At 72.5% G+C, this 23610-nt stretch carries 23 protein-coding genes; 11 read left to right on the plus strand and 12 right to left on the minus strand.

All coding sequences use genetic code 11. The features are described 5' to 3' along the window. The first annotated feature begins 111 nt into the window (after window positions 1-111). A complete protein-coding gene (locus AB0A65_RS05075; RefSeq protein WP_359946455.1) occupies window positions 112-1485 on the plus strand; it encodes an MFS transporter in 1374 nt (457 codons plus the stop codon). Here the strand turns inward: AB0A65_RS05075 and AB0A65_RS05080 are convergent. Next, complete coding sequence (locus AB0A65_RS05080; protein WP_359946458.1) at window positions 1482-4283, minus strand: AAA family ATPase; 2802 nt, start codon at window positions 4281-4283, stop codon at window positions 1482-1484. The genes AB0A65_RS05075 and AB0A65_RS05080 overlap by 4 nt on opposite strands. A gap of 200 nt (window positions 4284-4483) precedes the next feature. Here AB0A65_RS05080 and AB0A65_RS05085 point away from each other — a divergent pair, with 200 nt between their 5' ends. Next, window positions 4484-5080, plus strand: a complete 597-nt coding sequence (locus AB0A65_RS05085; protein ID WP_359946461.1) for a hypothetical protein — start codon at window positions 4484-4486, stop codon at window positions 5078-5080. A gap of 214 nt (window positions 5081-5294) precedes the next feature. Here the strand turns inward: AB0A65_RS05085 and AB0A65_RS05090 are convergent, their stop codons facing one another. The 6 genes from AB0A65_RS05090 to AB0A65_RS05115 all read right to left on the minus strand — a co-directional run bounded on the left by AB0A65_RS05090 (window position 5295) and on the right by AB0A65_RS05115 (window position 11239). Then, the gene (locus AB0A65_RS05090) at window positions 5295-5726 is read right to left on the minus strand and encodes a hypothetical protein (RefSeq protein WP_359946464.1); all 432 of its coding nucleotides are present in this window, start codon (window positions 5724-5726) and stop codon (window positions 5295-5297) included. A 100-nt stretch (window positions 5727-5826) separates the two neighbouring features. Next, window positions 5827-6732 carry a hydroxymethylglutaryl-CoA lyase gene (locus AB0A65_RS05095; RefSeq protein ID WP_359946467.1) on the minus strand — a complete coding sequence of 302 codons (906 nt, stop codon included), beginning with the start codon at window positions 6730-6732 and terminating at the stop codon, window positions 5827-5829. 61 nt (window positions 6733-6793) lie between these two features. Further along, entirely contained in the window at window positions 6794-7396 is a 603-nt protein-coding gene (locus AB0A65_RS05100) for a TetR/AcrR family transcriptional regulator (RefSeq protein WP_359947189.1), read from the minus strand. Between the two features lie 205 nt (window positions 7397-7601). Then, window positions 7602-8438, minus strand: a complete 837-nt coding sequence (locus AB0A65_RS05105) for a hypothetical protein (protein WP_359946470.1) — start codon at window positions 8436-8438, stop codon at window positions 7602-7604. Between the two features lie 75 nt (window positions 8439-8513). After that, entirely contained in the window at window positions 8514-9089 is a 576-nt protein-coding gene (gene dcd / locus AB0A65_RS05110; RefSeq protein ID WP_359946473.1) for a dCTP deaminase, read from the minus strand. A 32-nt stretch (window positions 9090-9121) separates the two neighbouring features. Then, on the minus strand, window positions 9122-11239 hold the full coding sequence (locus AB0A65_RS05115) for a hypothetical protein (RefSeq protein WP_359946476.1): 2118 nt from the start codon (window positions 11237-11239) through the stop codon (window positions 9122-9124). A 98-nt stretch (window positions 11240-11337) separates the two neighbouring features. On the opposite strand from AB0A65_RS05115, the gene AB0A65_RS05120 reads away from it, so the two are divergent. Next, the gene (locus AB0A65_RS05120) at window positions 11338-12048 is read left to right on the plus strand and encodes a glycosyltransferase family 2 protein (RefSeq protein ID WP_359946479.1); all 711 of its coding nucleotides are present in this window, start codon (window positions 11338-11340) and stop codon (window positions 12046-12048) included. On the opposite strand, the gene AB0A65_RS05125 is transcribed toward AB0A65_RS05120, so the two are convergent. The 4 genes from AB0A65_RS05125 to AB0A65_RS05140 form a co-directional block, all read right to left on the minus strand. Further along, on the minus strand, window positions 12045-12647 hold the full coding sequence (locus AB0A65_RS05125; protein WP_359946482.1) for an LUD domain-containing protein: 603 nt from the start codon (window positions 12645-12647) through the stop codon (window positions 12045-12047). The two genes, AB0A65_RS05120 and AB0A65_RS05125, sit on opposite strands and share 4 nt — an antisense overlap. Then, window positions 12644-14062: a LutB/LldF family L-lactate oxidation iron-sulfur protein gene (locus AB0A65_RS05130; protein WP_359946485.1), complete on the minus strand. Its 1419-nt coding sequence runs from the start codon at window positions 14060-14062 to the stop codon at window positions 12644-12646. Before AB0A65_RS05130 ends, AB0A65_RS05125 begins: the two co-directional genes overlap by 4 nt. Further along, complete coding sequence (locus AB0A65_RS05135) at window positions 14059-14754, minus strand: (Fe-S)-binding protein (RefSeq protein ID WP_359946488.1); 696 nt, start codon at window positions 14752-14754, stop codon at window positions 14059-14061. Before AB0A65_RS05135 ends, AB0A65_RS05130 begins: the two co-directional genes overlap by 4 nt. Window positions 14755-14820: 66 nt before the next feature. After that, on the minus strand, window positions 14821-15543 hold the full coding sequence (locus AB0A65_RS05140) for a GntR family transcriptional regulator (RefSeq protein WP_359946491.1): 723 nt from the start codon (window positions 15541-15543) through the stop codon (window positions 14821-14823). 115 nt (window positions 15544-15658) lie between these two features. On the opposite strand from AB0A65_RS05140, the gene AB0A65_RS05145 reads away from it, so the two are divergent. From AB0A65_RS05145 to AB0A65_RS05175, 7 genes are all read left to right on the plus strand, one after another. Then, window positions 15659-16645 (plus strand): aldo/keto reductase, encoded by a 987-nt coding sequence (locus AB0A65_RS05145; RefSeq protein ID WP_359946494.1) that lies wholly within the window; start codon window positions 15659-15661, stop codon window positions 16643-16645. Beyond that, window positions 16642-17493 carry an amidohydrolase family protein gene (locus AB0A65_RS05150; RefSeq protein WP_359946497.1) on the plus strand — a complete coding sequence of 284 codons (852 nt, stop codon included), beginning with the start codon at window positions 16642-16644 and terminating at the stop codon, window positions 17491-17493. Before AB0A65_RS05145 ends, AB0A65_RS05150 begins: the two co-directional genes overlap by 4 nt. Next, the gene (locus tag AB0A65_RS05155) at window positions 17490-18320 is read left to right on the plus strand and encodes a fumarylacetoacetate hydrolase family protein (RefSeq protein WP_359946500.1); all 831 of its coding nucleotides are present in this window, start codon (window positions 17490-17492) and stop codon (window positions 18318-18320) included. The genes AB0A65_RS05150 and AB0A65_RS05155 overlap by 4 nt, the downstream gene beginning before the upstream one ends. A 136-nt stretch (window positions 18321-18456) precedes the next feature. Beyond that, window positions 18457-19677: an enolase C-terminal domain-like protein gene (locus AB0A65_RS05160; RefSeq protein ID WP_359947192.1), complete on the plus strand. Its 1221-nt coding sequence runs from the start codon at window positions 18457-18459 to the stop codon at window positions 19675-19677. Then, window positions 19674-20414, plus strand: a complete 741-nt coding sequence (locus tag AB0A65_RS05165; RefSeq protein WP_359946503.1) for an SDR family oxidoreductase — start codon at window positions 19674-19676, stop codon at window positions 20412-20414. Before AB0A65_RS05160 ends, AB0A65_RS05165 begins: the two co-directional genes overlap by 4 nt. A 119-nt stretch (window positions 20415-20533) precedes the next feature. Beyond that, window positions 20534-21097: an EF-hand domain-containing protein gene (locus AB0A65_RS05170; protein WP_359946506.1), complete on the plus strand. Its 564-nt coding sequence runs from the start codon at window positions 20534-20536 to the stop codon at window positions 21095-21097. A gap of 50 nt (window positions 21098-21147) precedes the next feature. Further along, window positions 21148-21870 (plus strand): maleylpyruvate isomerase family mycothiol-dependent enzyme, encoded by a 723-nt coding sequence (locus tag AB0A65_RS05175; protein ID WP_359946509.1) that lies wholly within the window; start codon window positions 21148-21150, stop codon window positions 21868-21870. Here AB0A65_RS05175 and AB0A65_RS05180 read toward each other — a convergent pair. After that, window positions 21848-22429, minus strand: a complete 582-nt coding sequence (locus AB0A65_RS05180; RefSeq protein WP_359946512.1) for a helix-turn-helix domain-containing protein — start codon at window positions 22427-22429, stop codon at window positions 21848-21850. The two genes, AB0A65_RS05175 and AB0A65_RS05180, sit on opposite strands and share 23 nt — an antisense overlap. Before the next feature lie 115 nt (window positions 22430-22544). Between AB0A65_RS05180 and AB0A65_RS05185 the strand changes: the two genes are divergently transcribed. Next, window positions 22545-23459, plus strand: coding sequence for an oxidoreductase (locus AB0A65_RS05185; protein WP_359946515.1), 915 nt, complete (start codon window positions 22545-22547; stop codon window positions 23457-23459). The last annotated feature ends 151 nt before the right edge of the window (window positions 23460-23610 follow it).

A 23610-nucleotide genomic window follows, 5' to 3' on the forward strand; every position in this document is an offset into this window, starting at 1 on the left:
CGGGGCACGGCGTGCGGGCGCGACCGGTCCGGCCCGGTGCGGCGGTGACCGCGCCGTTTCCGGTCACGTGACGGATGCCCGGCCGGTCGGCCGGTCAATACGGTTGCGGCCATGACCACTGCAACGAACGCGGCCCCGGAGGCCGCCACCGCCACCCGGTGGGGGGCGATCCTCGCCGTCGGCTTCTCCCAGCTCGTCGTCGCGGGCGCGATGTCGAGCATCGCCGTCGCCCTGCCGCTCATCCGCACCGAGTTCGGCGTGTCCGAGGCCGCCACGGCGTGGGTGCTCCTCGCGTACGCCCTCCCGGTGGGTGCGGTCGCGATCGCGGCGGGCCGCCTCGCCGACCGCGCGGACCTGCGCGCGGTGGCCGTGTTCTCCATGGCGGCGTTGACCGTCGCGTCGGTCGCGGCGGCGCTGGCGCCCTCGTTCGGTCTGCTGCTGGCGGCGCGCGCGGTCGGCGGGCTCCTCGGCGGGCTGCTGTTCGGGATGACCGGGCGGATCGTCGTCACCTCCTCGGCGCCGGAGCACCGGGGCCGGGCCATGTCGGCGATCGCGCTGATGATGACGGTGGGCGGCATGGGCATGGTGGGCGCGGGCGGGTTCGTCGTCGCCGCGTTCGACTGGCAGGGCCTGTTCTGGGTGTTCGCCGTGATGGGCGCGGCCGCGGTGGCCGCGGTGGCGGTCGCGGTGCCCTCCAACGGGACCGGCCTGCCGCGCCCGGACCGGGCGCTCCTGGTCGACACGGCGACCTCGGGCGGCGCGATCGCGTCGTTCCTGCTGGCGTTCGAGTACGTGGACACCACGCCGTGGATCGCGGTGGGGGCGTTCGCGGTCAGCGTGCTCCTGGCGACCGCGTGGGTGCGCCAGCCGTCGTCGGCGCCGACGGTGGGGCTGCTGCGGTCACCGCAGCTCGGCGGGGCCCTGCTGAGCCTCACGCTCCTGTCGGGGGTGACGGGCCTGCTCAACTTCAGCCTCCCGTACCTGCTCACCGACGTGCAGGGGGCGCGCCCGGAGCTGGTGTCGACGGTGATGCTCGCGTTCATCGGCGGCGTCGCGGCCATGACGCCCGTCGCGGGCTGGCTCGCCGACCGGTTCGGGCCCGGCCGGGTGTCGCTCGTCGGCGCGGTCCTCGTGGTCGGCGCGATCGTGCCGCTCATCATGGTCGGCGAGGACTCCGGCCTCGTGGGCCTCGCCTCGCGGATCGGCCTGCTGGGCCTGGCGTACGGGGTGTTCAACAGCCCGATGAACACGTACCTGCTGGCGTCGGCCCCGCCCGAGCAGTCGGGCACGGCGGGCGCGTTCATGGCGACGACCCGCACCATCGGGTCCTCCCTGGGCCCGGTCCTCGCGGCCCTCGCGTGGGGCCTCGGGGCGACCGCGGTCGACGGCTACCGGCTCTCGGCGTGGGTCGTCGCGGCGATGCTCGTCGCCGGCGCGCTGCTCCAGGCCACCACGAAGCCGTGGCGGACCCCCGCGGCCGCTTAGAGGTCGAGCTTGGCGAGCTCCGTGCGGGAGGAGACGCCGAGCTTCGGGTACGCGTTGTACAGGTGGTAGCCGACCGTCCTGGGGCTGACGAACAGCTGCTCGCCGATCTGGCGGTTCGTCAGGCCGTCGGCCGCGAGGCGCACCACCTGGAGCTCCTGCGGCGTCAGCAGTTCGGCGAGGTCCGGTTTGGACTCGACGGCCGTCGAGTCGCCCGCGGCCCGCAGCTCCCCCTGGGCCCGCTGGGTCCAGGGGGCGGCGCCGAGGCGCTCGAAGACCTCCGTGGCCTCGCGCAGGTGCGCGCGGGCCTCGTTGATCCGGCGGACCCGGCGCAGCCACTCACCGTAGACGAGCTCGGTGCGGGCCCGCTCGAACGGGTCGATGTCGTCGGCGCGGTGCAGCTCCACGGCCCGCGCGAAGTGCGTCCCCGCCTCCGCCTCGGTCGCCATGAGCGCCCGGCAGCGCTCCACGAGCGCCTCCCAGTAGGAGCGGCCCGTCGCGTCGGCCCAGTCGGCGAACCAGTCGAACGCCTCCTTGACCTCCGCGAGCCGCCCGGCCCGGAACGCGGCCTCCACGAGCGTCGGGACCTGGGTGAGCACCTCCATGGGCGTGACGCCCTCGGCGATGCGCAGCAGCCGGTCGAACGCCGCCTCGTACCGGCCCAGCCCCAGCTCCATCAGGCCCAGCGCCGTGTCGGCGGGGACCACCGAGTCCTCCGGGGCGTCCTGGATCGCGGCGGCCACGAGCTCGCGGCAGCGCCGCTCCTCGCCGCGGATCGCGGCGATCGGCAGCAGCACCCAGATCCGGGCCTGCATGAGGACGCGGCGGTCGTTCTGCTCGTGCGCCAGCTCGATCGCGCTCGACGCGGCCGCCTGCGCGTCCGCGTACCGCCCGTAGTGGAGCTGCGTCTGGGCCTGCACCAGCAGCGCGCACACCAAGGGGCTCAGCGCGCCCCGCTCGCGGCAGTCGCGGACCTGCTCGGCGGCGGCCTGGTACGCGGTGTGCACGTCACCGGCGAGGAGCCGCCAGCGCGCGGCGAGGACCTGGTCGTACGCCTTGAAGTCCTCGTGCAGCGGCTGGTAGTAGTCGTAGAGGGACCGCAGCGCGTCGACCGCCTCGCCCGCGGTGTCGCCGGGCTGGCGGTTGAGCCCGGCGGCGGCGCGGGCGAGGCGCCGCGTCCAGGCGTTGTTGGTGCCGCCGTACTTCGAGGCGAGCCCGGACGCGTACTTCACCTTCGCGAAGTCCCCTGTCTCCCAGGCGTTCCAGACGCCGCGCAGCAGGGGGTAGCCGGTGTTCTCGTGGCCGGTGGCCGCGTAGTGCTCGGCCGACTCCATCCACACGTCGAAGCCCTTGGAGTGGCCGGCCCAGGAGTGGATCGTGGCGCGGATGAGCGCGGTGCGGGCGAGGAGCAGGTGGTCGTCGGTGAGCCGCTCGGCGTCCTCGGCGAGCTCCACGGCCTTCTCGGTCATGCCCGCGGCGTACGCGCACTGGGCGGCCTCGACGAGGCGGCGGGCGCGGCGGTGCGGGTCGGGCGAGAAGCTCGCGGCCCGTTCGAGCGCCGCCATCTCGGCGACGCAGCCGCCGCGCTCGGCCTCGTACGACGCGATGGCCTCGAGGGCGGCGGCGGCCTTCTCGTCCAGGCCCGTGGTGGCGGCGGCCAGGTGGCGGGCGGCGCGGATGTCGCCGTCGCCGAACGCCTCCGAGAGGGCCCGGTGGGCCTCGATGCGGCGGGCCCGCGGCGCCGAGTGGTAGGCGGTGGAGCGGATCAGGGGGTGCACGAACTCGATGCGGCCCCGGTGGTACCGCAGCAGGTCGTCCACTTCGGCCGGTTCGAGGTCGGCGAGGCTGGAGCCCATGCGGGCCGCGGCCTCCGCTATCACCGCGGTCTCGCCGGTCTCCTCGGCGGCCGCGAGGAGCATGATCGTGCGCGTGCGGTCCGGGAGCGCGATGATGCGCTCGGTGAACGCCTGCTTGATTCGCGACGTGGTGGAGTACCGGCTGTTGGAGGTGTCGGCGCGCAGCAGCGACTCCTCGTTGTCGGCGGCCGGCAGCTCCAGGAGCGCCAGCGGGTTCCCCTCCGACATCCGCAGGATCCAGTCGCGGCTGGTGAACGGGATCTCGTCGGCGCGCATGTCCAGGATCGCCTGCGACGCAGGGAGGTCGAGCGGCCCGAGCGTCAGCTCCGGGATGCCGGGTGCGGGGAAGTCGGGCGCGAACCCGTCCCGCACGACCAGGACCATCCCGATCGACTCGGTCGAGAGGCGCCGCGCGGCGAACAGCAGCGCGTTCGTGGAGTCGCGGTCGAGCCAGTGCGCGTCGTCGATGACCACGTACACCGGCTGCTTCGCGGACGCGTCCACGAGGAGGTTCAGCAGCGCCAGCCCCACCTGGAGCGAGTGCGCCCGGCCCGTGCCGTCCGCCATGCCGAGGGCCGTGCGCAGCGCGTCGGCCTGCGCGGCGGGCAGCCGGTCGAGGCGGTGCAGCAGCGGGTGCAGCAGCATCTGGAGCCCCGCATAGGACCACGTGTGCTCGGCCTCGACGCCCAGGGTGCGCAGGACGGTGAAGCCCTCGGCGCGGGGGATGACGGCGTCGACGATCGCGGACTTGCCGATGCCCGGCTCGCCGCGGACGACGAGCGCGCCGCCGTGGCCCACCCGGGCGCCGTCCAGGAGCGCCTGGATCGAGTCGAGCTCACGGTCGCGACCGTAGAGGACGGCGCGCTGCGCGGGCGCGGGAGATTCCCCGTACGCCACTTGGCTGTCGCGCAGGGACTGCGGTGCGGGGCCATAAGCGGGCGACAAGGCGACTCCATCCTCAGGACGACCGGGGACGCTTCCAGCGTATCCGCGCCCGCGCCCCGGTCGCATCTGTCATTCGACTGGGGTGGGGGTCGCCCCGCGCGACCTGGGGCGGCGACCGGTCCGACCGGGTCCGGACACCGGTCGCCCGGCCCGGTCGATCGACTGGGGCGCAAGCGCGTTCGCGCGCCTACGGTCGAACCATGACCGCAACCGTCGAAACCCCCGCACCGGCCCGGCGCCGCTCAGCACCCCGGCGCTGGGCGACCGCGCTGTGGGCGGCGTACGCCCAGGCCGTCGCGTTCGGGTCGGGTGCGGTGACCGCGTTCCTCGCCGCCGACGCCGCCGCGGAGTTCCACACCGCGTCGAATGCGCGGCTGTGGCCGCTCGGGGCGTTCGCGATCGGCTTCACGCTCGCCGCGTGCTCTGTCCCGCGGACCGGCCCGCTCGGCCGGGCCCGCGCGGTCGGCGGCATCGGCGCCGGCGCCCTCGCCCTGTTGGCACTGGCGGCGGCGCTGGCGCCGGGCTTCTGGTTCGCGGTGATCGCGTGCGGCCTGCTCGGGGCCGCGGCGGGCACGGTCGTGGCGGTGTCGGGGCGGGTCCTCGCGGCGGCGGAGGTCGGCGACGGCTCCGCGTCGACGGCCCTGTCGGCGGCGGCCCTCCTCGCGGGGATCGCGGCCGGGGTCCTGGCCCTGCTGGCGCTGCCCCTGTACGGCTGGCGCGGGGTGTTCGGCCTGCTCGTGGTCGCGGCGGTGCTCGCGGCGTGGAAGTTCGCGGAGCATGTGCCGAACGACACCTAGCGTTAGCGAAATGTGACGTGAGGTTCGCCCGAGTTGCGTGTTGGCTCTGAGCTTCGGGTGTCACGATGAAGTCGTCCGGGTATTCGGAGGTTTTACCCGGCACGCGGACACCGGCCGTCCTGTGGCGGTGTCCGAAAGAAGGCCCCGGGGAGGTTCGAGACCCCGGGGCCTTCGCTCTGCCGCCGGGCGCACCTCCGGCGGCAGGGTCAGCGGTCTACGCCGGGGTGGTGATCCAGAGGCGGGCCTCCTGCCAGCCGCTGGGGCCGTCCCAGATAAGCGTCCAGCCGATCTGGTTGTCCTCCTGGAAGTCCTTGGGGCAGATGCCCCAGGCCGCCGCGTAGCCGAGATTGTGGTAGCAGTACCCGGAGCGGCCGTTCTCGGTGTCGGTCCACTTGACGCCGACGCCGTACCCGTTGGCGGACGTGTCGTTGACCCAGAACGTGTCCCCGTCGGGCTCGAAGCAGGCGTTGACCTGCGCCGGCGGATTCACGTAGCTGGAGTAGCAGTCCTTGTAGTCCCCGTCCCCGGGCCAGTCGGCGTCGACGGCGTAGTTCACCTCGGCGGCCGCGGCGGGCGAGGCCGCGAGGACCACGACGCCGAAGACGACCGAGAGCATGCTCAGTGCGGCGATGATGCGTTGGCGCATCGGTTCTCCTTGTGTTGCAGGTGCGCGCCCGCCGAACGGCGGTGCTCCCTACAGACGCCCCCTGCGCGCCGCCGGTTGCATTGGGGCCGTGAGGTTCTCGCTACGGCTTCGGGGAGAGGCGGGTTCTCGGGCCGGCGCGGAGGACGCCGGATTCGAGGGGGCGGCCGACGATCTCCTGGGCGAGCTCGGCGGTGCCGATGAGGGCGTCGAGGTCGACGCCGGTGTCCACGCCCATGTCGTGGAGCATGTGCACGACCTCCTCGGTGGCGACGTTCCCGGAGGCGCCGGGCGCGAACGGGCAGCCGCCGATGCCGCCGACGCTCGCGTCGAACTCGGTGACGCCCCGGTCGAGGGCCGTGAGCAGGTTCGCGAGCGCGGTGCCGCGGGTGTCGTGGAAGTGCATGAGCATCGGCAGGCCGGTCGAGACGGCGTCGAGGAGGTCGGTGACGCGCCGCGGCGTGCCCATCCCCGTGGTGTCGCCGAACGCGACGCGCCCGGCGCCCGCGGCCTCGGCGGCCTCGACGATCCGGGCCACCTGGGCGGGGGCGATGTCGCCCTCGAAGGGGCAGCCGAAGCTCGTCGCGATGATGACCTCGACGGCCGCGAGGTGCTCCTTGGCGAGCGCGCAGATGTCCGGCAGCTCCGCGAGGGACTCGTCCACGGAGCGGCCGATGTTGGCCCGGTTGTGGGTCTCGGAGGCCGAGACGACGACCTCGACGGCGGTGAACCCGGCGTCCAGTGCCCGCTCGACGCCGCGCCGGTTCGGGGCGAGCGCGGAGTAGCGGATGCCGGGGTGCTTCTCGACCGCGGCCCACACCTCGGCGGCGTCGGCCATCTGCGGGACGGCCTTGGGGCTCACGAACGAGACCGCCTCGATCCGGGACAGGCCGGTGCGGGCGAGCGCGTCGATGAGGCGGATCTTGTCCGCGGCGGGCACCGGCGGCTCGTTCTGGAGGCCGTCGCGCGGGGCGACCTCCCTGAGCGTGACCCGATCGGGCTGGTGCATGTGCCGCCTCCGTCCGTCGTTGGACCTTTTACCCGCCCATGCTATCCCGGGGGACGGGACGTCAGCCGGGGTCGAGCGCGCGCAGGGCCGCGGCCCGCAGGAGCGCGGCGGTCTCGTCGGCCGAGACCTCCTGGCCCAGCGACAGGTACGGCGTGGAGTTCATGAGGCCGAACGCGCCGTGCGCGAGGACGCGCGCCTGCTCGGGCTTGAGGCCGTCGCGCAGGCGGCACAGGACGCCCACCCACTCCTCGACGTACACGCGCTGGAGCTTGCGGACCTCGCGGCGCGGCTCCTCGGGGAGCCGGTCGAGCTCGTGGAGGTGGAGGATGACGATCTCGGGCGAGTCGATGACGACTTCGAGGTGGAAGTCCACGAGCGCTTCGAGCGCGGACTGCGGGTCCTCGGAGTGCACGGACGCCCAGTGGCGCCCGCCCGCGAGGAGCCGTTCGGAGACGGGGATGAGGGCGTCGGCGAGCATCTGCTCCTTGCCGCCCTTGAAGTGGTGGTACAGGGCCGGGCCGGTGATGGACGCGGCGGCGCCGATGTCGTCCATCGAGACGCCGTGGTAGCCGTGCTTGGCCAGCAGCTTGACCGCGACGTCGAGGATCTCGCGGCGGCGCTTGGACCCGCCCCGTCCGTCTGCTGTTCGCTTCTCCACCCAGATGAGGTTACTCGGGCGTAGTCCTGTGAGCAGGGAGCAAAAGCCCACTTTCCCCGGGACCGGGCCCCCGGAACCGGGCCGGGTCGGGCCGGGACGCGGACCGGCCGCACCCCCCGTGCACGGGATGCGGCCGATCGTGGAGCAGCGTGTCGAGCTGCGCTCATGTCGCGGTGCGGGAGACCGGACACATGGACTCCCGCCGCGGACGTCAGCGGGTGTTCGGGTCCATGCCCTGTCCCGTCGCGCCCGGTTCGCCCATCGCGGGCGCCCCGGCCGGCGGCGTCGGCTCCTGGACCTGCGTGTTCGCCTCGGCCCCGTACCGGTCCGAGGAGTAGGTGGTCGACATGGAGGCGGTCGCGTCGTGCGTGCCCTGCTCCTGCATGTCGTCCCTCATGCGGCCGGCCTCCGTCTCGGCGCTGGAGAGCATCCGCTCCCAGCGCTCGCGCATCGGCGCGACGAGGCCGCCGCCGACGCCGACGATGGTCACGCCCGCGATGATCGACAGGACGGTCCACATGATCGGCGTGGTCACCGTCGTCGCGATGCCGACCTGGCCGAACGCGGCCACCGCACCGAAGAAGATGATCGCGACCTGGCAGATCCGCGCCACGGTCCGCCCGTAGCTCGCGTTCTCCAGGGTCCCGTCGACGAGCTTGAACACCGCGTTGGCGATCGCGAACGCGACCACGACGATGACGAGCGCCACGAACAGCAGCGGCAGCCAGCCCACCAGCTGGTTGAGGAGTGTGGACACCGGGTTGGTCCCGAACGCCCCGAACGCCAGCTGCAGCGTGAACAGCAGCAGCATGAAGTACACGACCCGCCCGAGCAGGTCGCTCAGTTCGAACTTGCCGGTGAAGCGGCGCAGCCCCGAGCGCTCGCCGACCCGGTCGAGGCCGACCCGGTTGAGCAGTTTCCCGACCAGGCGGCCGATCCACTTCGAGATGAACCAGCCGACGACGAGGATTGCGATGAATGCCAGCGCCCGCGGCAGAAACGCGATGACGCTGTCCATCATGTTCTGGAAGCTCTGCGTGAAGTTCATACCCCGACGGTAGGCCGGATAGCACCCGTATTCAGGAGTTTCGCTCGATTGGCGCCCGAACCGGGGGCGGAGGGCCTACGTGGGCCAGGTGCGCCAGTGCATCCACGACTTCGACGGGGTGGGGCCGCGCTGGTCCTGGTAGCGGGAGAAGTTCGCGCCCTGCCCGTACGGCTTCTCGGCGGGGCTGGACAGCCCGAACAGGCACAGCTGCCCGATCTTCATGCCCGGCCACAGCGTGATCGGCAGGTTCGCGACGTTCGACAGCTCCAGGGTGACGTGCCCGGAGAAGCCCGGGTCGATGAACCCGGCGGTGGAGTGGGTGAGCAGGCCGAGGCGCCCGAGGCTGGACTTGCCTTCGAGGCGCGCCGCGAGGTCCGCGGGCAGGGAGATGACTTCGAGCGTCGAGGCGAGCACGAACTCGCTCGGGTGGAGCACGAACGGCTCGTCGTCGGCGACCTCCACCGGCGAGGTCAGCTCGTCCTGCTGCCGGGAGGGGTCGATGTGCGTGTACTTCTGGTTGTTGAAGACCCGGAAGCGGCGGTCGAGGCGCACGTCGATGCTGGAGGGCTGCACGAGCTCCTCGTCGAACGGGTCGATGCCGAGGCGGCCCGATTTGACGGCATCGAGGATGTCGCGATCGCTAAGCAGCATGCGCCCAGGCTAACGGGACCGCAGCGTGGGCGTCACTCAGGTTCCGGGGGCAAGGCGTACGCCACCGTCCCCAGGTCGGTCAGCTCCCAGCCGTCCGGGACGAGCTCCGCGCACCGGTCGAGGGACTCGGCGCACACGATCGCGTCCACCGAGTCCGGGGCGGGCGGGTCCTGGCCGGGGACCACCGATTCGAGCGCGAGTATCTCCGTGCCATCCGGGAGGAGGACCCACCACGGGTACTCCCACGAGTCGTTCCCCTGCACGACCCCCACCGTCTCCGGTTCGACCGCCGAGACCGCGTCGGCGGCGGCCTCGTACTGGGGGAGCCATTCGAGGCGCCGCACAAAACGTTCTTCCATGTCCGTGAGGCTGAAGACCGACCACGCGCCGGTGAGCCGCCGCGGGTACCCGTACGCGACGGTGAGGAGCCCCGCGACGGACGCGAGGGACGCGAACGCGGCGATGAGCGCGACGGCGGCGCGTCGCCGCCTCCGGTCCCCGAGCGTGCGGGCGACTCCTTTGACCATCGCGGCGGCGAGCAGCCCGGCCGCCGGGGCGGCGAGCACGATGAGGAACACGACGAGGCGGTTGACCCACGGCTGCCAGGACACCGTGCACGCGACGCCGATGAAGGCGAACGCGAGCGCCGCGGCGTACGCGCGGCGCAGCCGCGGGCCCTTCACCGCGAACCACACGAGTCCGGCGAGGGACGCGAGGCCGGTGAGCGGGAAGGCCGCGCGGTCCTCGTCCGGGTACCAGGCGGGGACGGGGAACTCGCTGGTGCCGAACGTGATCCGCGGGTCGTTGACGTCGACGCCGAGGAGGTTCGCGAGCCCGTTGATGGCGCCCGCGCTGGCGTCGGAGAGGAACGGCAGGGGCGTGTCGAGGCCGGTCTGGGCGATGCGGAGCGCGTTGACGAGCAGCAGCCGCGGGTCGGCGGTCTGCACGCCGATGGACTCGCGGAGCACCTCCGGCCCGAGGGGGCTGCCGAACGCCTCCTGCATCCGCCACAGGAACGGCCCGGCGATCACGAGCGCGAGCGCGAGGACGGCGAGGGAGGCGAGGACGGTGCGGCCGCGGGAGGTCCACGCGCGGGACGCGTCGGCGCGCGAGCAGCGGCCGGGGCTGCGCCCGCACAGGCACGGGCGGCGGCGGTGCCCGTCGCGCACGAGCCGCCCGATGCCCCAGATGAGCAGGAGCGGCGCGGCGGCGAGGAGCCCGGTGGTCTTGGTGACGGCGATGAGGCCGAGCGCGAGCCCGAGATAGAGGGCGTCCGGGGCGGGCGCGGCGGCGCGCAGGGCGCTCCCGTCGGCGTCCCCCGGGCGCGTGAACTCGTCGAGGACGACCGTGGCGAGCGCGGCGACCCACGCGGCGGCGATGAGGTCGACCTGGGTGCTGGTGGCCTGGAGCAGGATCTCGGGGGTGGTGGTGAGGACGAAGACCGTGGCGAGCTGCGCCATCGGGCCGCCGCCGAGCTGCGCGGTGATCCGCGAGGCGGCGAGGAGCGCGCCGACCCCGGCGAGGTACTGGAGCAGGTTGTACGCGGCGTCCCCGCCGGAGAGGAGCCGCAGGTGCGCGAGGAGGTACTCGGCGCCGGGCCCGAGGTCCACCTGGCGGTGGATCGCGGTGGGGTAGACGGCGACCGAGGCGTTCTGGACCCAGTGCTCGATGCGCGGCAGGTGGTACGTCTGCGAGTCGAAGTTGTTGGGGGAGGACGCGATCGCGAGGACGGCGGCGCTCACGGCGAGGATCGCGACGACGCAGCCGAGGGCCCACTGCCAGGCGGGGGCCGCGGCGGCGGCGCTCTTGGTGCGGCGCCAGGTGCGACGGGTGGCGCCGCGGCGGGACCGCAGCTCCTCCTTGAGGACGTCGAGGGACTGGACCCGCCCGCCGTCGACGTCCTTCACGCAGCGGACGACGATCGCGGCGGCGATGGCGACGGTGGCCCCGATCCACGCGGCGGCGACCGTCGCGGGTGTGAGGGCGTGCCACACGGAGGCGGCCTCGACGACCGCGATCGCGAAGGCGCCCAGCACGAGCGCCGCCCGGATCACCGCCAGGCGGGCCGGGGCGAGCACGGCCCCGTCGCGGGGGCGGAGGGCGTAGGCGAGCGCCGGAAGGAGCGCGAGGAGCCACAGGACGAGCAGCACCGCTCCATTCAACACGACCGGTCCGGCGGATGCCGCTCTGGCGGCAGCGCGTTATGGTTGTGCAATCGTGTTCGGACGCGAGGGGATGGAGCAGCAAGATGCTGTTGTCGGTACTCGTCCCGGTTTTCAATGAGGAACGCCTCGCCGCAGGGACGCTGAAAGAGCTGCTCGCGGTGGACTTCCCCTGCGAGACCGAGATCGTCGTCGTGGACGACGGCTCGCGGGACCGCTCCTGGGAAGTACTCCAGTCCTTTGAGGACAATTCGCGGGTCAAGCTGATCCGCCACGACCGCAACAAGGGCAAGGGCGCGGCCATCCGCACCGCCGCGAAGGCGGCCTCGGGCGCCAACATCGTGGTGTTCGACGCCGACGGCGAGTACGACGCGGCGGACCTCCCCCGCCTCCTCGCGCCGGTCCTCGAAGGCAAGGCCGAGGTCGTGTACGGTTCGCGGTCGTTCGGGTCCCATTCGGCGTATTCGTTCTGGTACGTCATGGGCAACAAGGGGATCACGCTCGCCGCGAACATCCTCTTCAACTCGTACATCTCGGACCTGGAGACCTGCTACAAGCTCCTGCCGCGCCAGATGTACCTGGACCTGAACATCCGCTCCGGCGGCTTCGGCATGGAGGCCGAGCTGACCGCGAAGCTCCTCAAGCGCGGCATCCGCCCCTACGAGGTCCCGATCTCGTACACGGCGCGCAGCCGCGAGGAGGGCAAGAAGATCACCTGGACCGACGGCGTCCAGGCCCTGTGGCTCCTCGGACGCGAACGCGTCCGCCGCTCCGGCCGCCCCGGTATCGGCCGCTAAGACAGGTCTTCGCCCAAGATCACGACGTCCAGGCGCCGGGGGCCGTGCACGCCCTCGACGCGCTGGAGCTCGATGTCGCTGGTCGCCGAGGGCCCGGAGATCCACGTCTGCGGCGCGGTCGGGTCGAGCCGCGGCAGCGCCTCGGCGAGGTGCCCCCATATCTGCTCCCGGCGCACCACGACCACGTGGTGGTCCGGGACCAGCGTGAGCGCCCGGCGGCCCTGGGCCGCCCCGGCGTCGAGCATGATCGTCCCCGAGACCGCCACGGCCGCAGCGCAGCCGGTGAGCACCGCGTCCATGCCGTCGAGCTCCTCGGTGGTCAGGCCGCGGTCCTCTGTGAACACCGCGTCGCCGAGCCGCCACTCCTCGGGCAGGTCCGCGGGGACCGCGACGCGCGCCGCGGCGCCGAGGGCCGCGGGGATCGAGTCCACCCCGTGGTGCACGTTCGCCTTGTAGTCCACGAGCCGGTCGATGAGCATCGCGACCACGTCGACCTCGGGGTCGAGCGCGCGCCGGTACTCGCGCGGCACCGGCGGCGCCTCCGAGGCGCCGTCGAGCGCCCGCCGCATCCGGTCCAGGATCTCGTCTCTGGCGCTCACCGGCCGCGCTCCTTCCACCAGTCCCGGAAGGACTCCTGCGGCGGCACCGGCAGGTCCCGGCTCACCGTCCACTTCGATATCGGCCACGGCATCCGCCGCACGAACCCCTTGCGCCGCCACGGCATCGACCCGAGCCGGGCCGCCTTCAGCGCGGTCCGCCACAGGCGCGGGCGGGCCATCACGACCTCCGCGGCGCCCATCGCGGCCTTCTCCGCGGCGGCGTGCGGGCCCTGCTGGCGCAGGTGCACGAGCACCTCGGGGATGTTGATCTTGACCGGGCAGACCTCGTAGCAGGCCCCGCACAGGCTGGACGCGTACGGCAGGTCGTCGTGCCGGCCCGGCTCCAGCTGCGGCGCGAGGATCGCGCCGATCGGGCCCGGGTAGACGTGCCCGTAGGCGTGGCCGCCGGTCCGCTCGTACACCGGGCACACGTTCAGGCAGGCCGAACAGCGGATGCACGAGAGCGCCTGGCGGCCCACCTCGTCGGCGAGGACCCCGGTGCGGCCGTTGTCGAGCAGGATCACGTGCACGTCCTGCGGCCCGTCGCCCTCGCGGACCCCGGTCCACATCGACGTGTACGGGTTCATGCGCTCGCCAGTGGACGAGCGCGGCAGCAGCTGCATGAACACTTCGAGGTCGCCGAAACTCGGCAGGAGCTTCTCGATGCCCACGACGCTCACCAGCGTCCCCGGCATCGTCAGGCACATGCGGCCGTTGCCCTCCGACTCCACGACCACGAGCGACCCGGTCTCGGCCACCGCGAAGTTCGCGCCCGAGATAGCCACAGTGGACGACAGGAAGCGGCGCCGCAGATGCAGCCGCGCGGCCTCGGCCAAGGCGGCCGGGTCGTCCGTGAGCCCGGCGGGCGCATCCCCCATCCTCTGGTTGAAGATGTCCCGGATCTGCGTGCGGTTGTAGTGGATCGCGGGCACGAGGATGTGGCTCGGCTTGTCCTCGGCGAGCTGCACGATGAGCTCGGCGAGGTCGGTCTCGAACGCCTTGAGGCCCTCGGCCTCGAAGTGCTCGTTGAGCTCGATCTCCTGCGTCGCCATGGACTTGACCTTGACGACCTCCTCGGCGCCCGTCTCGCGCACGATCCGCGCGGCGATCTCGTTGGCCTCCTTGGCGTCCCGCGCCCAGTGGACAGTGGCGCCCGCGGCGGTGGCGTTGCGCTCGAACTCGACGGCGAGTTCGGGGAGGCGCCGCTGCACGTCGGCCTTCACGGCGGCGGCGGTGTCGCGCAGGCGCTCCCAGTCGTCCAGTTCCCCGGCGACCTTCGCGCGTTTGGCGCGGATCGTGCCGGTGGCGTGGGCGAGGTTGGCGCGCAGCTGCGGCATGCCGAGGGCGACCTTGGCGGCCTTGGGGAACGGCGCGTCGGCGGGGATGAGCGAGGCGGCGGGCACGATCTCGGTCATGCGGTGCTCGCGAGGATCTCGGCGTAGTGGACGGGCTTGGGCCCGCCGCTCCTGCTGATGCCGCCACCGATGTGCGTCAGGCACGAGTTGTCCGCGGCGGCGAGGTACTCGGCGCCGGTGGCGGCCGCGTTGCGGCACTTGTCGGCGAGCATCGCGGAGGACACCTCGGAGTTCTTGAGGGCGAAGGTCCCGCCGAAGCCGCAGCACTGGTCGGCGGCGGGCAGGTCCACGAGCTCGATGCCGCCGACGTTGCGCAGCAGCCGGAGCGGCTTGTCGCCCAGGCCGAGCGCGCGGGTGCCGTGGCAGGTCGGGTGGTAGGTCACGGAGTGCGGGAAGTGCGCGCCGACGTCCTCGACGCCGGCGACGTCGACCAGGAACTCCGAGAGCTCGTGCACGCGCTGCCCGATGCCGGAGCCGGTGAGGTGCGGGTACTGGTCGCGGGCCATGGCGGCGCAGGAGCCGGAGGGGGTGACGATCGCGTCGTAGCCGCCGAAGACCTCCTCGAAGGAGCGGGCGAGCCTGGTCGCGTCGTCCTTGTACCCGGAGTTGGCGTGCATCTGGCCGCAGCAGGTCTGCGCGGCGGGGAAGTCGACCTCGTAGCCGAGGCGCTCCAGGATCCGCACGACCGCCTTCGGCGCCTCGGGGAAGAGCGCGTCGTTGACGCAGGTGATGAACAGCGCTACGCGCTCCATCGCGCGGTCACCTCTCTTCTTCGGCGCCGGCCCGGCTCTCACTCCGGTCCGGCTGGTCGGCGGTTCTCAACGACTTGCTCTGGCGCGCTTCGGCTTCGGCGCGGCCGCGGCCTCCGCGGCAGTGAACGCGGCGGCGTGCCGCACCCGGGACAGCTCCAGGTGGCGGCGCATCGCCGCTTCGGCGGCAAGCGGTTGCTGAGCAATGATAGCCTCCGCGACCGCGAGGTGCTCGGCCTCGGTCTCGCCGATCGACTCCGGGGCGATGTACGCCCGGTGGAGGTGCAGGTGCGCGTCGAGGCGCCGGATCGCCTTGGAGAGGACGCCACTGCCGCTGTACTCCGCGACCGACGCGTGGAACTTCGCGTCCGCCTGAGTGAAGGCGAGCTGGCTCAGCTTCGCATCGGCGTTGTACTCGGGGGTCCGCGCCCTGACGCGGAGCTCCTCTCCGCTCCCGGTCATGTGAAACTTGCCGGCACGGCCCGCCGCCCGGCTCGCGGCGAGCGGCTCCATGAGCAGCCGCAGGTCGAACAGGTCGTTGAACTCCTCGGTCGTGAGCAGCGGCGTGACCGTGTACCCGCTCAGCGGCCGTCGCTCGACCAGGCCCTCGGCCTCCAAGCGAGCCAGGGCCTCGCGGAGCGGGGTCTGCGAGATCGCCATCTGCCTGGCGAGGCCGTCGATGCTGAGCTTCGCCCCCGGTGGCAGCACACTCTGCATGATGCGCGAGTTCAACTCGTCGTAGGTCTTGTCGGCGAGGGTCTGCCGCTGCGGGCGCACCTGTACTTCTCCCATATCGTAGATCCTATAGGATATAGGCGAAACCCCGTGGATACGCGCCGCGGCACCATGGAGCAGCCCGCCGGGACGCGAATCCTATATCCTATAGGATATGTGATTTGGAGACCTCGTGAGCGCTCACCACTCCGCGCCGCCGGTTCGGCGGCTGGGTTCCACCGATGTCACCGTCACCGCCGTCGGGCTCGGCTGCGCCCCCCTCGGCGGCCTGTTCACCCCCGTCGATCCGGCGGTCGCCACCGCCACCGTCGACGCCGCGTGGGACGGCGGGATCCGCCACTTCGACACCGCGCCCCACTACGGCGCCGGCCTCTCCGAGCAGCGCCTCGGCGCCGCCCTCGCGTCCCGCGACCGGAGCGAATTCACGCTCTCCACGAAGCTCGGCCGGGTCCTCGTCGACCACGAGGGGCAGTGGGACCTGTGGGCCGAACCGAACGGCAAGCGGGCCGAGTTCGACTTCTCCTACCGCGGCGCGTTCGCGTCCTACCGCGGCTCCCTCGAACGGCTCGGCCTGGGCCGCATCGACATCGGCCTCATCCACGACGCCGACGACCACCGCGGCGAGGCCGTCGCGGGCACCTACCGGGCCCTCGCGGAGCTGCGCGCGAGCGGCGAGGTCGGCGCGGTCGGCCTCGGCATGAACTCCACCGGCGCCGCCGCCGAGATCATCGAGGCGACCGAACTCGACGTGGCGCTCATCGCCGGGCGGTACACGCTCCTCGACCAGTCCGCGCTCGACCGGCTCTACCCGCTGTGCCTCGACCGCGGCGTCTCCGTGATCGCCGCGGGCGTCTTCAACTCCGGCATCCTCGCCGACCCGAAACCGGGCGCCACGTTCAACTACGCCGCGGCCGACCCGCGCATGGTCGCGAAGGCCCAGGCTGTCGCCGCGGTCTGCGACCGGCACGGCACGCCGCTGCGGGCCGCCGCGCTCCAGTTCACGGCCGCCCACCCCGCCGTCGCGTCGATCCTCGTCGGCGCGCGCAACCCCTCAGAGGTCGACGACGCCCTCGCCATGTACGCACACCCGATCCCCGGCGCGCTGTGGCACGACCTCAAGGCCGCCGGGCTCCTGGCCGAGGAGGCACCCGTCCCATGACGGCTCCGCTCGTCATCGATGCGCACCACCACGTCTGGACCGCCGACTACCCATGGCTCGCAAGCAGACCCGAGTTCGCGCCGATCCGGCGCGACTACGGCGTGGCCGACCTGCGGGCGAACCTGAAGGCCGCCGGGGTCGACCGCACGGTCCTCGTCGAGGCCGCCTGGGGGCACCCGTCCGAGACCGTCGAGTTCCTGCACCTCGCGGGCGCGGTCGAGGAGGTCGCCGGGGTCGTCGGCTACGCCGACCTCACCGACCCGGGCCTGGCGAACACCCTGCTGCGGTACGGGAACCACCCGCGCGCCCGGTTCCTCGTGGGCGTCCGCGACCAGGTCCAGGACCGCCCCGAGGCGGACTTCCTCGCGAAGCCCGAAGTGATCCAGGCGCTCAAGACCGTGGCGCAGCACGTGCCGACGTTCGACCTCGTCGTCCGCGTCGACCAGCTCCCCGCCGCCGCCGAGGCCGCCGCCGCGGTCCCCGACCTGCGGTTCGTCCTCGACCACCTCGGCAAGCCGCAGGTGCGCGACGGGGACGCCGGGCTCCGCGCCTGGCGGGAGGCCGTGACGCCGCTCGCGAAGCGCCCCAACGTGTCCGCGAAGCTCTCCGGCCTCGTCACCGAGGCCGACTGGCACCGCTGGAAGCCCGCGGACCTGCGCCCGTTCGTGCAGACCGCGCTCGAACTGTTCGGCCCCGACCGGCTCATGTTCGGGTCCGACTGGCCCGTCTGCGAACTGGCCGCCACGTACACCCGCGTCAAGGACGCCCTCATCGAGGTCCTCGGCCGCACCGACCCCGACGTCTTCGGCGGCACCGCCGCCAAGGTCTACCAGCTAGGAGAGCAATGAAGTACCTGCGCATCGGACAGCCCGGCTACGAGACCCCCGTGGCGCTCCACGAGGGCAAGTACTACGACCTCTCCGGGCCCATCGGCGACATCGACGGCGAGTTCCTTTCCAGGGGCGGCGTCCAGACCACCGCCGGGTTCCCCGAGATCGACATCGCGGGCGAGCGGATCGCGCCGCCGATCGCGAAGCCGAACGCGATCGTGTGCATCGGCATGAACTACGCCGCGCACTGCGCCGAGTCCGGCGCCGAGCCCCCGGCCGAACCCGTCGTGTTCTACAAGCACCCCAACACGATCGTCGGCCCGTACGACGACGTGCAGATCCCCCGCGGCTCCGTCAAGACCGACTGGGAGGTGGAGCTCGGCGTCGTCATCGGCAAGCCCGCGTCCTACCTGGAGTCCGAGGAGGCCGCGCTCGACGTCATCGCCGGGTTCGTCGTCGCCAACGACCTGTCCGAGCGCGAGTTCCAGATCGAGCGCTCCGGCGGCCAGTTCTCCAAGGGCAAGGCGTGCCCCACGTTCACGCCGCTCGGCCCGTGGCTCGTCACCCCCGACGAGATCGCGGACGTGCAGGCACTCCGCCTGTGGTCCAAGGTGAACGGCGAGGCCCGCCAGGACTCCAGCTCGAAGGACATGATCTTCTCCGTCGCGAAGATCATCCACCACATGTCGCAGTTCATGGCCTTCGACGCCGGGGACCTGCTCCTCACCGGCACCCCGGAGGGCGTCGCGCTCTCCGGCCGCTTCCCGTACCTCGCCGCAGGGGACACCGTCGAGGTCGGCATCGAGGGCCTGGGCTCCACGAAGAACCCGACGGTGCAGGCGTGACCCACACCCGTCGCCCCACCCAACCGGCTCGCTTCGCTCGCCTTTCCCCAAACCGGAGTAAACGCTGACTATCACAGCCGTGGACGTCGTGGACGTCCGCTTCCCCACCTCGCGCAGCCTCGACGGCTCCGACGCGATGAACCCCGACCCCGACTACTCGGCCGCGTACGTGGTGCTCCACGCCGACGACGGCCATGAGGGCCACGGGTTCACGTTCACGATCGGGCGCGGCAACGACCTGTGCTGCGCCGCGATCGAGACGCTCAGCGAGTACGTCGTGGGCACCGACGTGCACGGCCCCGCCGACCTCGGCGACCTGTACCGGCGGCTCACCCACGACTCCCAGATCCGGTGGCTCGGACCGGAGAAGGGCGTCATGCACCTCGCCGCCGCGGCCCTGGTGAACGCCGCCTGGGACCTCGCCGCGCGCCGCGCCGGGCTCCCGCTGTGGAAGTACCTGTCCTCGCTCACCCCCGAGGAGATCGTGGGCTGCGTCGACTGGCGGTACCTCTCCGACGCGCTCACTCCCGAAGCGGCCCTGGAGATCCTGCGCGCCGCCGAACCCGGCAAGGCCGAACGCGTCGCCGAGATCGAGGCGCACGGGTACCCCGCGTACACCACCTCGCCGGGCTGGCTCGGGTACGACGACGAGAAGGTCGTGCGCCTCGCCCGCGAAGCGGTCGCCCAGGGCTACCAACAGATCAAGCTGAAAGTGGGGGCCGACCTGGAGGACGACCGTCGCCGCTTCGCCGCGGCCCGCGCCGCCGTCGGGCCGGACGTCCGGATCGCCGTGGACGCGAACCAGCGGTGGGACGTGGACCAGGCCGTGGAGTGGACGAAGGCGCTCGCCGAGTTCGACCCGTGGTGGATCGAGGAGCCCACGAGCCCCGACGACATCCTGGGCCACGCCGCGATCCGCGAGCGCCTGGCGCCCATCAAGGTCGCCACCGGCGAGCACGTCCACAACCGGGTCATGTTCAAGCAGCTGCTCCAGGCGGGCGCGATCGACTTCCTCCAGATGGACGCCGCGCGCGTCGCCGGAGTGAACGAGAACCTCGCGATCCTGCTGCTGGCCAAGCAGTTCGGCGTCCCGGTGTGCCCGCACGCGGGCGGGGTGGGCCTGTGCGAGCTCGTCTGCCACCTCTCGATGTTCGACTACACCTCGGTGAGCGCGTCCATGGACGACCGCGTCATCGAGTACGTCGACCACCTCCACGAGCACTTCACCGCGCCCACCGTGGTCAGGGACGGCCGCTACGCCGCCCCGACCGCGCCCGGGTTCTCCGCCGAGATCAAGCGGGAGAGCCTCCAGCGCTTCGCCTACCCGAATGGTCCAGAATGGAGAGTGGAATCTTGAGCGGTTTCAACGGGCTCGTCGTCGTCGTCTCCGGCGGCTCCTCCGGCATCGGCGCGGCCGCCGCGGCGGCCTTCGCCGAGCGCGGCGCCCGCGTCGCGGTCCTCGACCTCAACGAGAGCCCCGACCACTGGTCGCACAAGTGCGACGTCGCCGACGACAACCAGGTGCGCCTCGCCGTCGCCGCGGCCGCAGAGCACTTCGGCCGCATCGACATCGTCGTCAACAACGCCGGGATCGGCGCCGTCGGCACCGTCGAGGAGAACTCCGACAAGCAGTGGTTCCGCGTCCTCGACGTGAACCTCCTCGGCATGGTCCGCCTCGCCCGCGCCTGCCTCCCGCACCTGCGCGAGTCGCCGTCCCCCGCGATCGTGAACACCTCCTCGATCGCCGCCACCGCCGGGCTCGTCAAGCGCGCCCTGTACTCCGCGTCCAAGGGCGCCGTCCAGTCGCTCACCATGGCGATGGCCGCCGACCACGTGGCCGAGGGCATCCGCGTCAACTGCGTCAACCCCGGCACCGCCGACACCCCGTGGGTCCAGCGCCTCCTCGACCAGGCCGACGACCCGGCCGCCGAGCGCGCCCGCCTCGAAGCCCGCCAGCCCACCGGCCGCCTCGTCACCGCCGAGGAGGTCGCCAACGCGATCGTCTACCTCGCCGACCCGGCGAACAAGGCGCTCACCGGGACCAGCCTCGCCGTCGACGGCGGCATGCAGGGCCTGCGCATCGTCAAGACCTGACGGGCTGCACCGCCGGGTCCTGAACGGACACCCGGCCGCCGCGGCGCGGGATACCCGCCGCGGCGGCCCCGGGCTGCGATGCTGTGACCTCCCGACCACCACCTGAGGAGGCCCCGGCCATGACCGAGGACATGCTCACCGCGAAGATCGCGCACGGCTTCGACCACCTGGACGCCGACGGCAACGGGCGCCTGGACCAGCAGGACCACATCGAGCTCGGCCGCCGCACCGCCGCCGAGCTCGGCCACGCCCCCGGCTCCCCCGAGGAGTCCTGGATCATCTCCGCGTACATGGACATCTGGAACGGCCTCCACCGCCCGCACCTCGCCGCCGGGACCGAGGCGATCGACAAGGCCACGTTCATCGCCTCCACCCGCTGCCTCGCCGACGACCCGGCCGCCGCCGAGGCCACCGTGGGCCACCTCGCCCGCACGTTCCACGCGATCGCCGACGCCGACGCCAGCGGCGACGTCGGCCCCGCGGAGTTCGCGTCGTTCTCCCGCGCCCACTTCCCGAACCTCGCCGCCGACGAGGTCGACAAGGCGTTCGCGCACCTCGACCGCGACGGCGACGGCACCCTCTCCATCGACGAGTTCGTGCGCGCCGTCATCGAGTACTGGTCGAGCACCGACCCCGAGGCGCCCGGGAACTGGTTCATGGGCCGCCCCGTGTACGAGCGCTGACCCGACGCTCCCGATCCGGCCCGCACCGGGGTCGCCGATAGGGTGAAGGCATGGACGGTGCTTCATATCTGCGGTGCTTCCGGCGCGAGATGGACGCGTTCCGCAAGTGCGTCGCCGAGGGCGACCTCGGCGCGCCCATCGCGTACCGCGAGGAGTTCGCCGAACCGGTCGACCTCGCCGGACTCGCACGCGCCGTAGGGCACTCGAACCTGTTCACCGCCGCGTGCGTGACCGAGTGGACCGGCGGCGACACCCCTCCCGACGGGGCGCCGCCGCTGGCCCCGCAGGACCGCGGCGAGCTGCTCAAGTGGCTCGAAGGCACCGCCGAGCTCCTCGTCATGTCCCTCGACGTGGACCCCGCGACCCCCGCGTGGGGCCATTTCACGCCCCCGAACGCCGGGTACTGGCAGCGGTCCATCGCCGTGGAGACCATGCTGCACCGCTGGGACGCCCAGCAGTCCGTCGGCGCCGCCGCCCCGCTCGACCCGGCACTGGCCGCCGCGGGCGTGGCCGAGGTGCTCGACGTGCTGGCGCCCAAGATGGTCGGCGTCGGGAAGGCGTGGCCGCCGGACGCGTGCGTCAAGTTCACGGCCGCCGACACCGGCGACTGGTGGATCTACGGCCCGGGCGACCCGGTCGCCGAGGTCGCCGGCGGCGCCGGGGACCTCCTGCTCATGCTGTGGGGCCGCCTCACGAAGGACGACCCGTCCCTGGAGTGGGACGGCGACCGGTCCACCGCGCTCTCGGTCCTCAAGGGGCCGTTGACCTACTGACCGCGCCCGCGCGGAACCCGGCGATCATCAGCTCGAACCAGCGGTCGCGCATCGCGGGCGGCTGGTCCACCGGCACGGTGATGAAGAACAGGTAGCAGTCCTCGATGCCGAGGTCGGGACGCACGGTCCCCTCGGCCTTCGCCGCGTCCAGGAGCCGCGTCATGGCGGCCTCGCCGCGACTGCGCTCCTCCGCCTCGTGGACGTCGGCGCCGAGCGAGCGGGCCGCGGCCTTCATCGCGAGGTTCCCGGCGGCGTCCTCCATGACGATGCGCGCGAACGCGGTGAACTCGGCGATGGCGCTCGCGCCCGCGTCGATCCGGTCGGCGGCGGCCTCGGCGGCGCTCGTCAAGGCGCCGAAGCACTCCGCGAGCACGGCGACGACGAGGACCTGCTTGGTGGGGAAGTGGCGGTAGAGGGTGCCGACGGCGACGCCGGCGTCCTCGGCGATGGCCTCCATGGGGACCTCGGGCCCGCGGGCCATGATCTGGCGGGTCGCGGCCTCCAGGATCCTCCCGCGGTTGCGCGCGGCGTCGGCGCGCAGCGGCCGGTCCTCGCCCATGCGGTCTCCTCTCCCCGCGGAGCATCATAGTCCGCCTGCGGATTTGCCATAACCTGAATCATGGTTCATCATATGATGAATCAGGGTTCATTTTACCGCAGCGAAGGGCCAGACGATGACGCACGACTGGAGCACCGCCGACATCCCCGACCAGTCTGGACGGGTCTTCCTCGTCACGGGCGCGAACTCAGGGCTGGGCCTGGAGACCGCGCGGGCGGTCGCCCGGCGCGGCGCGCGGGTCGTCATGACCGTGCGCAACACTGCCGCGGGCGAGGCCGCGGCCGCCGCGATCCGCGCCGAGGTCCCGGACGCGGACCTGGAGGTGCGCCGCCTCGACCTCGCCGACCTCGACTCGGTGCGCGCCTTCGCCGGGTCCTTCGACTCCGGCATCGACGTCCTCGTCAACAACGCCGGGATCATGGCCCCGCCGTTCTCGCTCAGCCCGCAGGGCCACGAGATCCAGTTCGCCACCAACCACCTCGGGCACTTCGCGCTCACCGGCCTCCTGCTCGACCGGCTCCAGGGCCCGGACCCGCGCGTGGTCACCGTCTCCTCGCTCGCGCACGGCCACGGCCGCATCCACTTCGACGACCCGGCGGGCGAGCGGCGCCGCAGCCCCGTCGCCTACTACTCGCAGTCGAAGCTCGCGAACCTCCTCTTCGGACTCGAACTCGACCGGCGCCTGCGCGCCGCCGGAAGCCCCGTGACGAGCCTCATGGCCCACCCCGGGTTCTCCTCGACGGGCCTGCTGCGCAGCATGAACGCGCAGTGGCGGTTCGTCGCGAACCTGCTCGTGCCGTTCACGACCCAGCCCCCGGCCGCGGGCGCCCTGCCGCAGCTGCGCGCCGCGACGGCCCCGGACGCCGAAGGCGGCCAGTACTTCGGGCCCGACGGGAAGAAGGAGCGCACCGGCGCCCCGGTCCTCGTGGGCACCAGCGATGAGGCGCGGAACACTGCGACGGCGCGGCGCCTGTGGGACGTCTCGGAGGAGCTGACGGGCGTCCGCTACCCGCTCCCCGCGCCCGCGTGAGGGCCGCGCGGTACGGTGTCGGAACGTGACCGGTATCGCTGAGTATCGGTGCAGCTCATCGGTGTTGCGTCGCAAACCACACCATATATACCGACCTGATAACAAATTCGGTCCAGTTCGGGTGTGGCGGCATCAAAATTCACTTTGACCG

Source organism: Glycomyces sp. NPDC047010 (genome assembly GCF_040644205.1).
In the GTDB taxonomy this organism is placed as follows: domain Bacteria; phylum Actinomycetota; class Actinomycetes; order Mycobacteriales; family Micromonosporaceae; genus Glycomyces.

Bases quoted from the DNA above. Each gene is read 5' to 3' on its own strand.
- AB0A65_RS05150 (WP_359946497.1), top strand. From the start codon at position 16,642: ATGACGGCTCCGCTCGTCATCGATGCGCACCACCACGTCTGGACCGCC.
- AB0A65_RS05075 (WP_359946455.1), top strand. From the start codon at position 112: ATGACCACTGCAACGAACGCGGCCCCGGAGGCCGCCACCGCCACCCGG.
- AB0A65_RS05130 (WP_359946485.1), bottom strand. From the start codon at position 14,062: ATGACCGAGATCGTGCCCGCCGCCTCGCTCATCCCCGCCGACGCGCCG.
- AB0A65_RS05140 (WP_359946491.1), bottom strand. From the start codon at position 15,543: ATGGGAGAAGTACAGGTGCGCCCGCAGCGGCAGACCCTCGCCGACAAG.
- AB0A65_RS05095 (WP_359946467.1), bottom strand. From the start codon at position 6,732: ATGCACCAGCCCGATCGGGTCACGCTCAGGGAGGTCGCCCCGCGCGAC.
- AB0A65_RS05135 (WP_359946488.1), bottom strand. From the start codon at position 14,754: ATGGAGCGCGTAGCGCTGTTCATCACCTGCGTCAACGACGCGCTCTTC.
- AB0A65_RS05180 (WP_359946512.1), bottom strand. From the start codon at position 22,429: ATGGGCGAGGACCGGCCGCTGCGCGCCGACGCCGCGCGCAACCGCGGG.
- AB0A65_RS05090 (WP_359946464.1), bottom strand. From the start codon at position 5,726: ATGCGCCAACGCATCATCGCCGCACTGAGCATGCTCTCGGTCGTCTTC.
- AB0A65_RS05085 (WP_359946461.1), top strand. From the start codon at position 4,484: ATGACCGCAACCGTCGAAACCCCCGCACCGGCCCGGCGCCGCTCAGCA.
- dcd (WP_359946473.1), bottom strand. From the start codon at position 9,089: ATGCTGCTTAGCGATCGCGACATCCTCGATGCCGTCAAATCGGGCCGC.
- AB0A65_RS05175 (WP_359946509.1), top strand. From the start codon at position 21,148: ATGGACGGTGCTTCATATCTGCGGTGCTTCCGGCGCGAGATGGACGCG.
- AB0A65_RS05160 (WP_359947192.1), top strand. From the start codon at position 18,457: ATGAACCCCGACCCCGACTACTCGGCCGCGTACGTGGTGCTCCACGCC.
- AB0A65_RS05120 (WP_359946479.1), top strand. From the start codon at position 11,338: ATGCTGTTGTCGGTACTCGTCCCGGTTTTCAATGAGGAACGCCTCGCC.
- AB0A65_RS05185 (WP_359946515.1), top strand. From the start codon at position 22,545: ATGACGCACGACTGGAGCACCGCCGACATCCCCGACCAGTCTGGACGG.
- AB0A65_RS05105 (WP_359946470.1), bottom strand. From the start codon at position 8,438: ATGAACTTCACGCAGAGCTTCCAGAACATGATGGACAGCGTCATCGCG.
- AB0A65_RS05170 (WP_359946506.1), top strand. From the start codon at position 20,534: ATGACCGAGGACATGCTCACCGCGAAGATCGCGCACGGCTTCGACCAC.
- AB0A65_RS05155 (WP_359946500.1), top strand. From the start codon at position 17,490: ATGAAGTACCTGCGCATCGGACAGCCCGGCTACGAGACCCCCGTGGCG.